The 11,543-nt window shown below is 68.7% G+C and carries 12 protein-coding genes; 4 read left to right on the forward strand and 8 right to left on the reverse strand.

What is annotated here, in order from left to right:
- Positions 1–93: 93 nt before the first annotated feature.
- Positions 94–2,265, reverse strand: a complete 2,172-nt coding sequence (locus ABZY89_RS08570; protein ID WP_355226304.1) for an MMPL family transporter — start codon at positions 2,263–2,265, stop codon at positions 94–96.
- 86 nt (positions 2,266–2,351) lie between these two features.
- On the opposite strand from ABZY89_RS08570, the gene ABZY89_RS08575 reads away from it, so the two are divergent.
- Together ABZY89_RS08575 and ABZY89_RS08580 are read left to right on the forward strand one after the other, a co-directional pair.
- Positions 2,352–3,038 (forward strand): TetR/AcrR family transcriptional regulator, encoded by a 687-nt coding sequence (locus tag ABZY89_RS08575; protein ID WP_355226305.1) that lies wholly within the window; start codon positions 2,352–2,354, stop codon positions 3,036–3,038.
- A gap of 12 nt (positions 3,039–3,050) precedes the next feature.
- The gene (locus ABZY89_RS08580) at positions 3,051–3,227 is read left to right on the forward strand and encodes a DUF6104 family protein (protein WP_183543693.1); all 177 of its coding nucleotides are present in this window, start codon (positions 3,051–3,053) and stop codon (positions 3,225–3,227) included.
- A 100-nt stretch (positions 3,228–3,327) separates the two neighbouring features.
- On the opposite strand, the gene ABZY89_RS08585 is transcribed toward ABZY89_RS08580, so the two are convergent.
- The 3 genes from ABZY89_RS08585 to ABZY89_RS08595 are packed head-to-tail and all read right to left on the reverse strand — an operon-like array spanning position 3,328 to position 5,801.
- Positions 3,328–3,531: a hypothetical protein gene (locus tag ABZY89_RS08585; RefSeq protein ID WP_350659651.1), complete on the reverse strand. Its 204-nt coding sequence runs from the start codon at positions 3,529–3,531 to the stop codon at positions 3,328–3,330.
- Positions 3,532–3,557: 26 nt separating this feature from the next.
- Positions 3,558–4,682 (reverse strand): acyl-CoA desaturase, encoded by a 1,125-nt coding sequence (locus tag ABZY89_RS08590; RefSeq protein ID WP_355226308.1) that lies wholly within the window; start codon positions 4,680–4,682, stop codon positions 3,558–3,560.
- 24 nt (positions 4,683–4,706) lie between these two features.
- Positions 4,707–5,801 carry an iron-sulfur cluster-binding domain-containing protein gene (locus tag ABZY89_RS08595; RefSeq protein ID WP_355226309.1) on the reverse strand — a complete coding sequence of 365 codons (1,095 nt, stop codon included), beginning with the start codon at positions 5,799–5,801 and terminating at the stop codon, positions 4,707–4,709.
- Between the two features lie 146 nt (positions 5,802–5,947).
- On the opposite strand from ABZY89_RS08595, the gene ABZY89_RS08600 reads away from it, so the two are divergent.
- The gene (locus ABZY89_RS08600) at positions 5,948–6,583 is read left to right on the forward strand and encodes a TetR family transcriptional regulator (protein ID WP_355226311.1); all 636 of its coding nucleotides are present in this window, start codon (positions 5,948–5,950) and stop codon (positions 6,581–6,583) included.
- 44 nt (positions 6,584–6,627) lie between these two features.
- Here ABZY89_RS08600 and ABZY89_RS08605 read toward each other — a convergent pair whose 3' ends face one another.
- From ABZY89_RS08605 to ABZY89_RS08620, 4 genes are all read right to left on the reverse strand, one after another.
- Positions 6,628–8,178 (reverse strand): MDR family MFS transporter, encoded by a 1,551-nt coding sequence (locus ABZY89_RS08605; protein WP_355226313.1) that lies wholly within the window; start codon positions 8,176–8,178, stop codon positions 6,628–6,630.
- Positions 8,179–8,377: 199 nt separating this feature from the next.
- On the reverse strand, positions 8,378–9,346 hold the full coding sequence (locus tag ABZY89_RS08610) for a zinc-binding dehydrogenase (RefSeq protein ID WP_355226315.1): 969 nt from the start codon (positions 9,344–9,346) through the stop codon (positions 8,378–8,380).
- 121 nt (positions 9,347–9,467) lie between these two features.
- Complete coding sequence (locus ABZY89_RS08615) at positions 9,468–10,661, reverse strand: NADP-dependent malic enzyme (RefSeq protein WP_355226317.1); 1,194 nt, start codon at positions 10,659–10,661, stop codon at positions 9,468–9,470.
- A gap of 181 nt (positions 10,662–10,842) precedes the next feature.
- Positions 10,843–11,205 (reverse strand): S24/S26 family peptidase, encoded by a 363-nt coding sequence (locus tag ABZY89_RS08620; protein WP_355226319.1) that lies wholly within the window; start codon positions 11,203–11,205, stop codon positions 10,843–10,845.
- Between the two features lie 54 nt (positions 11,206–11,259).
- Here ABZY89_RS08620 and sodN point away from each other — a divergent pair.
- Positions 11,260–11,543: superoxide dismutase, Ni (sodN, locus tag ABZY89_RS08625; RefSeq protein ID WP_355226321.1), on the forward strand; the 284-nt coding region annotated here is incomplete at its 3' end.

Here is an 11,543-nt window from a genome sequence, read left to right on the forward strand (position 1 = left end):
TCGGCGTGGTTTTGGTCCGCGCTTCGCGCGGTAACTCCCTCGCTCGGCGCGCGCGGACGAGCAAGCTCGCCGCTCGACCTCGCTCCGGTCGTCTCAGACGGGGACCGGGACCGGCTCCTCGCTGAGCCCGACCTTGCGGTGCAGGCGCCGCAGCGGTCGCGGTGCCCACCAGGCCGCCTCCCCGAGCACCCGCATGGCTGCCGGGAGGAGGATGCCGCGGATCAGGACCGCGTCGATGAGGATCGCCAGGCCAACCCCGAGGCCGAAGAACTTCATGAAGCTGATGTCGCTGACCATGAACGCGAAGAAGCTGGTCGCGATCAGGGCGGCGGCGGTGGTGACGATGCGGCCGGTGTGGGCCAGCCCCTGCACGACCGCCTCGACATTGCCGAGACCGCGTCGGCGCATCTCGGTGATCCGGCCGAGCACGAAGACCTCGTAGTCCATCGACAGCCCGAACGCGATCACCAGCAGCAGGACGACCATCGAGACGTTCAGCGGCATCGCGGTGAAGCCGAGCAGATCGGCACCGAATCCCTCCTGGAAGATCAGCACGGTCGTCCCGACCGTCGCGCCGAGACCGATGACGTTGAGCACCAGCGCCCGGAGCGGCTGCACCAGACTGCCGGTGAACAGGAACAGGATCACCACCATCGCGATCGCGAGCCCGCCGACGGCGTACGGGAGCTTGGCGCCGATCGCGTCGAGGGAGTCCAGCAGCTCCGCGGCGCCGCCACCGACGAACGCCTCGGTCCCGGCTGGTGACGGGACGGCGCGTACGTCACGGACCAGGTCACGCGCCTCCTCGGACTGACGGTCGAGCTGGTTGACGACGGCGAGCTCGTCCGCCCCGTCACCGGGCGGGAGGGCCGGTGTCTTCGAGGCGAGGGTGCCGTCGACGTACGTCCCGACGCGGGTGTCGACGCGATCGACGTCGTCGACCCGGGAGAGGTCGGCGGCGTACGTCGCCAGGCTCTCGTCCTCGACGGTCGAGGTGGTCACGACGCGGATGGGGCTGGTGCCGTCGCCATCGAACTCCTCGCGCAGCAGGTCGCCGGCCTGGCGGCTCCCCGCCGATGCTGGGAGGACTCGGTCGTCGGGGGTGCCGAACTCGATGGCGGCCAGCGGCGCGGCCATCGCGAGCAGGACGGCCACGACGGGGAGCGCGACCCACGGCCGCCTGGTGACGAAGCCAGCCAGCCGGGTCCAGAACGGGGCGGCGCCACCGCGGAGACCGCGGACGCCCGGGACGCGGAGGGCGTCGATCCGGTCGCCCAGGAGCGTGATCGTGGCGGGGAGCAGCACCACCGCGACCACCGCGGTGATCACCATGACCCCGATGCCGGCGTACGCCGAGGAGCGCAGGAAGTAGAGCGGGAAGACGAGCAGCGAGGCCAGTGAGACCGCGACGGTGGTGGCGCTGAAGACGATCGTCCGCCCGGCGGTCTCCACGGCGCGCACGACGGCGTCGGCGTGCTCCGCTCCGGCGGCACGCTCCTCGCGGACTCTCGCCACCATCAGCAGTCCGTAGTCCACGGCGAGGCCGAGCCCGAGGCCGGTCGTCAGGTTGAGGGCGTAGATGGAGACATCGGTGAAGTTGCCTAGCACCGAGAGCTCGGCGAAGGTGCCGGCGATGGCGAACCCGCCGACTCCGATCGTGACGACGGCGGCGACGACGTTGCCGAAGGCGAGGACCAGCAGCGCGATCATCAGCGGGATCGCGATCGCCTCGGCTAGGGCGAGGTCGGCGCCGATCTGGCTGCCGACCTCCTCGAAGGTCGCGAGCTGGCCGCCGACGTGGACCGTCGTGGCACCGTCGGCCGCGGTCTCGTCGGTGTAGCGGTCGATCACCGCGGCGGCGTCGACCGTGTCCGGGTTCTTCGCGCCGACGGAGATCAGGCCGTGGGTGCCGTCGTCCGAGATCATGCCGGGACCAGGGGCGTCGAGGTAGGAGACGACGTCGGTCAGGTCGTCGTCGGCTCGGAGGCGGTCGACGAGCGCCTGAGCGTCCTTCGCGGCGGTGCCCTCGGTCACCGCGCTGTCGGCGGCGCTGACGGTCAGGAGGAAGCCGGCCTCGTTGCCGAAGCCCTCTTCCAGCGCGGTGGCCGCGCGGCTGCTCTCCGAGGCGGGGTCGTCGAAGCCTGCGTCGTCGAGCTTGCCGAAGGCCGAGGTGGCCAGATAGATCGCGCCGAGGAGGGCGACCAGGCCGATCACCAGGACCCGGCGCGGATTTCGCACCACGAGGGTGCCGAGTCGGTGGAACACGATTCCTCCAGAATGAATGTGGGCAGGCGTAAACTTTGCAGGTGTTAACTTTCCCTTTGATGTGGGCAGGTGTCAACATGAATTCCGTGAAACCCTCAGAGAGCTCGGACGAGGGCGCCCGGCCCTACCACCACGGCGACCTCCGGAACGCACTGGTCGATGCGGCCGCGACGCTTGCCGAGGAAGGCGGCCCGGACGCGGTGACCATCCGAGCCGCGGCCCGCGCTGTCGGCGTGACCCCGACCGCGACCTACCGCCACTTCGCCAACCAGGCCGACCTGCTCGTCGCCGCCAAGCACGAGGCCATGGACCGCCTGGCCGCCACGATCCTCGACCTCCTGGCCGCCGAGAAGCCGGCTCCGCATCCCGCCGAGGCCGCTGTGCAGCGCCTCGCGGCGGCCGGGCGCGGCTACATCCGCTTCGCGCTCGCTCAGCCCGGCCTGTTCCGCACCGCCTTCCTCCGCCCGCACGACGGAGACCCACACCCGCCCGGGGAGATGTCCGCGATCCTCGCCGAAGCGCCGCCCTACGCCTTCCTCACCACGGCCCTCGACGATCTGGTCGAGGCCGGCTGGCTGGCTCCGGAGCTGCGCCCCGACGCCGAGACGGCTGCCTGGTCCGCCGTCCACGGCCTCGCGGTCCTGCTCATCGACGGGCCCTACCGCACCTGCCCCGACTCCGAGCGTGATCGGCTCATCAACGCCACCCTCGGCATGGTCGTACGCGGCCTCTCCGGAGGCCCGGCCTCCGACGCACCACTGAACGCAGAATGAAAGACTGACGCCATGTACTTCACCGACCGCGGCATCGAGGAGCTCGTCACCCGTCGGGGCGACGAGGAGGTCACCCTCGCCTGGCTGGCCGAGCAGCTCCAGGCCTTCGTCGACGTACACCCCGAGCACGAGACCCCCATCGAGCGCCTCGCCACCTGGCTGGCCCGCCTCGACGACCCCGAGGACTGACCTCCGCCGAGTCCGCAGCTGTGGCGGACGAGAAATCAGTTGTGGGCGACGAAACGATGGTTTCGTCGCCCACAACTGCGGATTCGGCCGGCAGAACTACCTATTCGGCGAGGTCTTTCTCAGCACGCTTGGCGGCAGCACGGAGCTCGAAGAGCTCGGTGGCGAGGCCACCGATGGCACCGGCCACGTCGCGTACGGCACCGGTGATGATCATGGTGACCTGGCCGACGGTGGTGGCGGTGACCTCGACGGCGCTCTGCGCGACATCCTTGCGGATCTCGTTCTTGCTCAGCTCGGGCTCCATGACAACCCATTGTGGCTGGTCAGGCGTCATGCCGCGACCCCCTCCAGGGCGGGAACGCTCTCGACCGCGGCAGAAGCCGGCTTCTTGCGGTCGGGGAGGGCGTACTTGCAGATCTTCTTGAAGACGCCCCACAGCTGCTGGTGCAACGGGCCGGTGTTGTAGGCGAGGCCGTAGCGCTCGCAGATCTCACGGACCTCCTCGGCGATCTCCGGGTAGCGACGCGCCGGGAGGTCAGGGAAGAGGTGGTGCTCGATCTGGTGGGACAGGTTCCCCGACATGATGTGGAAGGTGCGCCCGCCGGTGATGTTCGCGGAGCCGAGGAGCTGGCGGTAGTACCAGTGACCCTGGGTCTCGTCCTCGCACTCCTCCTGCGAGAAGGAGGCGACGCCGGCCGGGAAGTGGCCACAGAAGATGATGTTGAACGTCCACACGTTGCGGATGATGTTGGCGGTGAAGTTCCCCGCGAAGGTCAGCGGCGCGAGCGGACCGGTGAGCAGCGGGAAGAGGACGTAGTCCTTGAGCGTCTGCTTCTTCACCTTGCGCCAGATCCGGGCGCCGATCTCCTTGTTCTCGGCCCAGGTACGGCGACCGGCGACGAGCTCGTCGACCTCGAGGTCGTGCAGCGCCACGCCCCACTCGAAGAACGTCATCAGCAGGAACGCGTAGAGCGGGTTGCCGAGGTAGTACGGGTGCCACTTCTGGTCCTCGTCCATCCGGAGGATGCCGTAGCCCACGTCGCGGTCCTTGCCCAGGATGTTCGTGAACGTGTGGTGCATGTAGTTGTGGCCGTACTTCCAGTTGTCGGCCGGCGCCATCGTGTCCCAGTCGAACATGCGCGAGTTGAGGTCGGGGTCGCCCATCCAGTCGTACTGGCCGTGCATGACGTTGTGCCCGATCTCCATGTTGTCGAGGATCTTGGAGATCGACAGGCAGGCGACGGCCGGGACCCAGCCGATCACGGGCAGGTAGAAGAGCGCGCGGCCGGCGAGCTCGAAGGCGCGCTGCTTCTTGACGATGTCGTAGATGTACGCCGAGTCCTTCTCGCCCAGGTCGGCGAAGATCCGCTGGCGAATGGCGTCCATCTCGGCGCCGAACGCCTCCAGCTCCGCGGGGCTCAGCCGGCGGTTGCCGGTCTTCTCAACAGTGGTCATGGGGGTGTCTCCTTGAAGGAATCGTCAGAGGTCCACGGAGCAGTCGCCCTCGGGCGTGCTCACGCAGATCCGGATCTGTTCGTCGGGGAGCTCGGAGGTCTCGCCGGTCAAGACGTTGCGGACCCGTCCGGAGCTCTTGTTGGTCGTGCAGGAGAAGCAGATCCCCATCCGGCAGCCGGACTCGGGGGTCAGCCCCGCGGCCTCGGCCTGGTCGAGGATCGTGGCGCCGTCGTTGGCGACGGTCTTGCCGGTGCGCGCGAACTCCATCTCGCCGCCGGCCACGCCGGCGTTCTTGGGCGGCTTGAAGTATTCGACCCGAAGCGACTCGGTCCCTTCGTACGCCGCCTGAGCCGCCTCGATGAGCGACGCCGGCCCGCAGGCCCAGGCCGGCACCTCGCGGTAGCCCGGGACGAGCTTCTCCAGCAGCGCCGGGGAGAGGTAGGGCGCCCCGTCGGCGGTGTGGAGGATGTGCAGGTCGACGCCGTGGCCCTGGTGACGGATCTCCTCGAGCTCGTCGGCGAAGATCTGGCGGTCGGCGCCGGGCGCCCAGTGCAGGAAGGTGACCTTGCCCCGGTGCGTACGCCGCTGCAGGGAGCGAAGCATCGACATCACCGGGGTGATGCCGGAGCCCCCGGAGATGAGAAGGATGTGCTCGGGCACCCGGTCGGGGAGGACGAAGTCACCCTCGGCCTGGGACAGGTGGACCAGGGTGCCGACAGTGGCTCGCTCGGTCAGGTACTTGGAGATGCTGTAGGGGGTCGCGTGCTCGTCGTCGTGGGCACGCACCGTGATGGTGAGCGGCTCACCCGGCTTCCCCTCGGTGTTGGAGACGGTGAAAACGCGGGTGGTGCGTCGCCCCTCCCCCGTCTCGATGCCGACACTGACGTGCTGGCCGGCGCGGTGGCCGCGCCAGGTCGAGGTGGGCTGGAGCGTCACGGTCGCCACCCGGGGCGCGCCAGGCGCGCTCACCTCCGGGTGGATGTCGGTGATGCGGGCGCGCACCTCGTGCGCGGCCAGCATCGGGTTTATCTGGGTCAGGTAGCGGTCGATGCCGTGCGGTGAGGCGAGCGCCGCAACCGTGCGGGAGCGGAGGATCCGGCCGCCGAGGTCGAGTGCCATGTGTTTCGCCTTTCAGTGAACATCTGTACACCGACAACCATGGCGGGTGATCGCAGCACGCGTCAAGACGCCGCGGACGTGGTCCAGATCACGGTGTACAGGTGTGCACCTGACGGTCCACCGGCCGCTGCGCCTAGGATGGTCCGGTGATCGATACGGGTGCGGAGCCGGAGAGCCGTGCGGAGCGCAAGCTCCGGACCCGGCGAGCGATCCTGGACGCGACGCTGGAGCTGTGCACCGACAGCTCGCTGACGGCTCTCTCGCTACGCCAGGTCGCCAAGCAGGTCGGCATCGTGCCGACCGCGTTCTACCGCCACTTCGACTCGATCGAGTCGCTCGGGCTGGCGCTGGTCGAGGAGTCCTTCGACTCGCTGCGCGACCTCTTCCGAGACGTACGCCGCAACGCCCGGGCCGATCAGGACATCGTCGACGGCTCGATCGACGCCCTCGTCGACCACGTTCACCGCCGCCGCGACCACTTCGGGTTCATCGCCCGCGAGCGTGTCGCTGGGCCGCGTTCGGTGCGCGACGCCATTCGACGCGAGATCGAGCTCTGCGAGCGCGAGCTCGCCACCGATCTGGCGCTGATGACCGGCACCGACACCTGGACGGCCAAGGACCTGCACGTGCTCTCGTCGCTGTTCGTGACCGTCCTGGTCGCTACCGCCGAGCAGATCCTCTCCACCACCCGCCCCGAGCAGGAGGAGCAGATCGTCGCCACCGTGCGCACGCAGCTGAGGATGCTGCTGATCGGTGTCTATCAGTGGCGCTCGGAGTCGTAGGAATACCCGGTTAACCGGGTATTCCTACACAGGAATACGACGACTCAGCAGCCACACACAGCAGGCTCGCGCCCGTGCTCGCACAGCTCGGCGAGCTCGGCATCGATATCGCCGTCCGGATCCGCGGCAGAGTCCTCAGCAGACTCAGCAGACTCCTCGTCAGACTCGCCGTACCCCTCGGCGCGAGCCGGCAGCAGAACGGCCATCACGACCACGATCAGAGCCAGCGCGGCGCTGACCATGAACGCGGCCTGCAGGCCGCTCACCTGGGCCGCGACGGCACCGACCTCGTCGATGACCTGGTCGCTGCGTACGGACATCACGGTGACCGCCAGGGCGGTGCCGAACGCGGCCGCGACCTGCTGGAGCGTGCCCAGGATCGAGGAGCCGTGGGAGTAGAGGTGCGACGGCAGCGACCCCAGGCCCAGAGTGAAGACCGGGGTGAAAGCAGCCGCCAGGCTGACCATCAGGACCAGGTGGAGCACCAGCACGAGCAGGTAGGGCGTGGTCAGCGAGATCTGCGAGAGCCCGGCGAGAGCGACCACGATGCCGACGGAGCCCGGGATCACGAGCACCCGGCCACCGTACGTGTCGAAGATCCGTCCCACGGTCGGCCCGAGCAGACCCATGGCCAGGCCACCGGGCATGACCAGCAGACCGGTCATCAGCGGAGACAGGCCGCGCACCGTCTGCAGGTAGAGCGGCAGCAGGATCATCGAGCCCATCATCGCCAGGAACGCGATCGCCATCAGCACCAATGCCTTGGTGAAGGTGGAGTGCTGGAACGCGCGCAGGTCCAGCAACGGCGTGCCGACCCGCTGCAGGTGGAGCTGGCGGAACACGAACCCGACGATCAGCACCGCGCCGACGGCGGCGATCACCACCGGACGCCCGACTTCACCCTCGGCGAAGCGGCTCAGCCCGTAGACGAGAGATCCGAACCCGAGTGCGGCGATCACCACGGACGCCCAGTCCACGGTCGACTCGGAGGTCTCGCCCACATTCTCCAGCCGGCGCAGCCCGGACCACGCGACCCCGATGGCGATCGGCAGGACCAGCAGGAAGAGCAGGCGCCACGAGCCGAAGCCGAGGATCAGCCCGGAGATCGTCGGGCCCAGTGCCGGCGCGACCGAGATCGCCATGGTGACGTTGCCCATCACCCGGCCCCGGTCGTGCTCGTCGACCACCGTCATCAGCGTGGTCATCAGCAGCGGCATCATGACCGCGGTGCCGGCGGCCTGGATTACCCGGCCGGCGAGCAGGATCCCGAAAACCGGTGCGATCGCCGAGATCAGGGTGCCGGCGATGAAGACGGCCATGGCCGTCGCGTACGCCGTCCTGGTCGTCACCCGCTGCAGGAACCAGCCGGTCACCGGGATCACCGACGCCATGGTCAGCATGAACGCGGTCGAGACCCACTGAGCGGCATGCTCGGTGACCCCGAAGCTGTCCATCAGGTTCGGGATCGCGTTGAGCATGATCGTCTCGTTGAGGATCACCACGAAGGTGGCCAGCACGAGCAGAGTGATGACGGCAGGCGTACGCCGCTTCTCACCGTCCACGGGACGGTGCGATGTTGTGACGGCAGCAGTCATGACGAGTTCCTCGGGTCGTACGCAGGGGCCCGGTGCCGCCCGCTCTATACATAGATCGAACGGGCGGGGCCGATTTCGACATCACGCCACGAGAAACTTTTCGAGCCCCCCGGCAGTGACACTCAATGGTCCCTTGTTGAACCGGGGAGAGTCGAACGATATTCCGTACGTCACACGGCAGTACGTCACACCGCAGGCATCACAGGGTGAAGACGACCTTCCCGAAGAGATCACCGGCGTGCATCGCCTCGAAGCCGGCCTTGGCCTCGGTCAGCGGCATGGTGCGGTCGATGAGCGGGCGGGCGCCGGTGGCCTCGAGCAGCGAGACCAGGCTGGCCAGCTCGTTGCGGGTGCCCATCGTCGAGCCGATCACCTTCAGCTGCAGGAAGAAGATGTTGGTCAGCATCGCGTCGTCGAGGTTCGCCCCCGACGTGGTGCCGCTGATGATGATCGCCCCGCCCGGACGCAGCGAGCGCACCGAGTGCTTCCAGGTCGCCCGCCCGACGGTCTCGATCACGGCGTCGACCTTGACCGGCAGCCTCTCCCCGGACGGCAGGGCCTCGTGGGCGCCGAGCTCGAGGGCACGCTTCTGCTTCGCCTCGTCGCGCGAGGTCGCGTAGACCTTGAGGCCGGCCGCCCGCGCGAGCGTGATCGCCGCGGTCGCCACTCCGCCGCCCGCGCCCTGCACCAGCACCGAGTCGCCGGCCTTGAGCCCGCCCTGGGTGAACAGCATCCGGTAGGCCGTCAGCCATGCCGTCGGTAGACATGCGGCCTCCTCGAACGACATCCCGGCGGGCTTCGGCACGACGTTGCGCCGCGGCACGATCACCTTCTCGGCGAAGGTGCCCTGGTGACGCTCGGAGAGCAGCGACCGCTTCGGGTCGAGGGTCTCGTCGCCGGTCCAGTCGGGCGAGGAGATCACCGAGTGCACCACGACCTCGTTGCCGTCCTCGTCGAGCCCGGCCGCGTCGCAGCCCAGGATCATCGGCAGGGCCTCGGCCTTGAGCCCGACCCCCTGCAGCGACCACAGGTCGTGGTGGTTGAGCGAGGCCGCCTTGACGGTGACCGTCGTCCACCCGTCCGGAGCGACAGGGTCGGGCCGCTCCCCCAGCACGAGGCCGGAGATCGGATCGTCGGATGAGAACTTCTCGGCGTACGCAGCGAACATGCGCCCGACCCTACCGACCTGGACGGTTCCTCGATCAAGGTGTGCAGATCGCGGGACACATCCCCAGAGGAGCTCCGCCGGGGATGTGTGCCTTCGCCTGCATCCCTTTCCGAAGGAACGCTCAGGCGCGAGCGACGCCGTCGATCCGAGCGGCCTCGGCGACCGCAGCGGAGACCGCGGGGCCGACGCGGGGGTCGAACGGCTCGGGGATGATCTTGTCCGCGGAGAGCTCGTCAGTGACCAATGCGGCCAGCGCCTGCGCGGCGGCGAGCTTCATGCCCTCGGTGATCGAGGAGGCGTGCACGTCGATCGCACCCCGGAAGATGCCGGGGAAGGCGAGGACGTTGTTGATCTGGTTGGGGAAGTCCGAGCGCCCGGTGGCGACGATGCTGGCGTACTTGTGCGCCACGTCCGGGTGGATCTCCGGGTTCGGGTTGGCCATCGCGAAGACGATCCCCTGCGGGGCCATGGTCGCGACGAGCTCCTCGGGGACGGTGCCGCCGGAGACGCCGACGTAGACATCGGCGCCGGCCAGCGCGTCGGCCAGCGAGCCCGAGCGGCCGGTGACGTCCGCGGTCACCTCGGCGATCGCCTTCTTCGACGCGGTCAGGTCCGAGCGGGTGGAGGAGATGACGCCCTTGCGGTCGAGCAGGGCGAGGTCCTTGATGCCGAACTCGAGCAGGATCTTGGCGACCGCGACGCCGGCGGCACCGGCACCCGAGATGACCACGCGGGTCGACTCCGGGTTGCGGCCGGTCAGCTTCAGCGCGTTCATCAGCGCGGCGAGCGTGACCACGGCGGTGCCGTGCTGGTCGTCGTGGAAGACCGGGATGTCGAGCGCCTCCTTGAGGCGGTCCTCGATCTCGAAGCAGCGCGGCGCGGAGATGTCCTCGAGGTTGATCCCGCCGAAGCTCGGCGCCATCCGGATGACCGTCTCGACGATCTCGTCCACGTCGGTGGTGTCCAGGCAGATCGGGATCGAGTCGACGCCGCCGAACTCCTTGAACAGCACCGCCTTGCCCTCCATCACCGGCATCGCGGCGGCCGGGCCGATGTCACCGAGACCGAGCACCGCGGTGCCGTCGGTGACGACCGCGACGGTGTTGGGCACCCAGGTGTAGGTGTGGGCCAGCTCCGGGTTCTCGGCGATCGCGGTGCAGACCCGGGCGACACCGGGGGTGTAGGCCATCGACAGCGACGCCTTGTCGGAGACCGATGCGGTCGCAGCGATCGCCATCTTGCCGCCGCGGTGAAGCTCGAACACCGGGTCGCCGTCATAGGCGGTGGTCTCGGTGGACAGGGTGGACTCGGTCATTGGGGGCCTCCAGAAAACTACGGACTCGGACGTCGGGCGGTCGAACGCGAGCCGAGGGGTGGAGCCGCGCAAGGCGCCATCTACAGGGATGTGATGCCCGGATGGCGAAAAGTTTCCCACAGGCTACCGGAGGAAGCGGTTGATGTTTCCTACAAGGTGACGAAGCCCTCATCTGGAGCCCTCATCCAGAGATTCGCCCCAGGATGCGCGGGCGCGGCCAGAGTCGGGCGACGACGACACCGATCATGTCGGCGTCCGCGACCGGCCCGCGGTGACGGGAGTCGATCACCCCGGGAGCGGCCGGATTGTCGGAGAGCAGCCACCACGCGGGACGCCCGGATGCGGTCGTACGCCGCTCCACGGCCCGCTTCACCACGACCGCCCCGTCGGCGAGCCGGGCGACGACCACAGACCCGGGCACCGGCGTACGTCCGTAGGAGACCCACAACCGGTCCCCCGCCCGCAGCGTCGGCTCCATCGAGACCCCTACGACCTTCGCCATCCCCCAGCTGTGTCGGGGTGCCCTGGCCGCGGTGTCTTCCATGCGGAGTAGTGTCGCAATCCGTAGGACACATGAACACTCTTTGAGAGGACCCGCATGTTCGCGCGACTTTTCGCTCCCACCATCGAGGTCTCGGCCCACTGCGACCTGCCCTGCGGCGTCTACGACCCCGCCCAGGCCCGCATCGAGGCTGAGTCCGTCAAGGCCGTCATCGCCAAGGCCCTGGACAGCGACGACCCCGACTTCCGCACCCGCGCGGTGCTCATCAAGGAGCAGCGCTCCGAACTGGTCAAGCACCACCTCTGGGTGCTGTGGACCGACTACTTCAAGCCCCCGCACTTCGAGGCCTACCCCCAGCTCCACACCCTCGTCAACGAGGC

It is taken from the genome of Nocardioides sp. NPDC006303 (assembly GCF_040613175.1).
Lineage (GTDB): Bacteria > Actinomycetota > Actinomycetes > Propionibacteriales > Nocardioidaceae > Nocardioides.

What these genes read in the sequence shown, in the direction of transcription:
- ABZY89_RS08580 (WP_183543693.1), top strand. Translation starts at nt 3,051, where the DNA reads ATGTACTTCACCGACCGCGGCATCGAGGAGCTCGTCACCCGTCGGGGC.
- ABZY89_RS08585 (WP_350659651.1), bottom strand. Translation starts at nt 3,531, where the DNA reads ATGGAGCCCGAGCTGAGCAAGAACGAGATCCGCAAGGATGTCGCGCAG.
- ABZY89_RS08590 (WP_355226308.1), bottom strand. Translation starts at nt 4,682, where the DNA reads ATGACCACTGTTGAGAAGACCGGCAACCGCCGGCTGAGCCCCGCGGAG.
- ABZY89_RS08595 (WP_355226309.1), bottom strand. Translation starts at nt 5,801, where the DNA reads ATGGCACTCGACCTCGGCGGCCGGATCCTCCGCTCCCGCACGGTTGCG.
- ABZY89_RS08605 (WP_355226313.1), bottom strand. Translation starts at nt 8,178, where the DNA reads ATGACTGCTGCCGTCACAACATCGCACCGTCCCGTGGACGGTGAGAAG.
- ABZY89_RS08610 (WP_355226315.1), bottom strand. Translation starts at nt 9,346, where the DNA reads ATGTTCGCTGCGTACGCCGAGAAGTTCTCATCCGACGATCCGATCTCC.
- ABZY89_RS08615 (WP_355226317.1), bottom strand. Translation starts at nt 10,661, where the DNA reads ATGACCGAGTCCACCCTGTCCACCGAGACCACCGCCTATGACGGCGAC.
- ABZY89_RS08620 (WP_355226319.1), bottom strand. Translation starts at nt 11,205, where the DNA reads ATGGAAGACACCGCGGCCAGGGCACCCCGACACAGCTGGGGGATGGCG.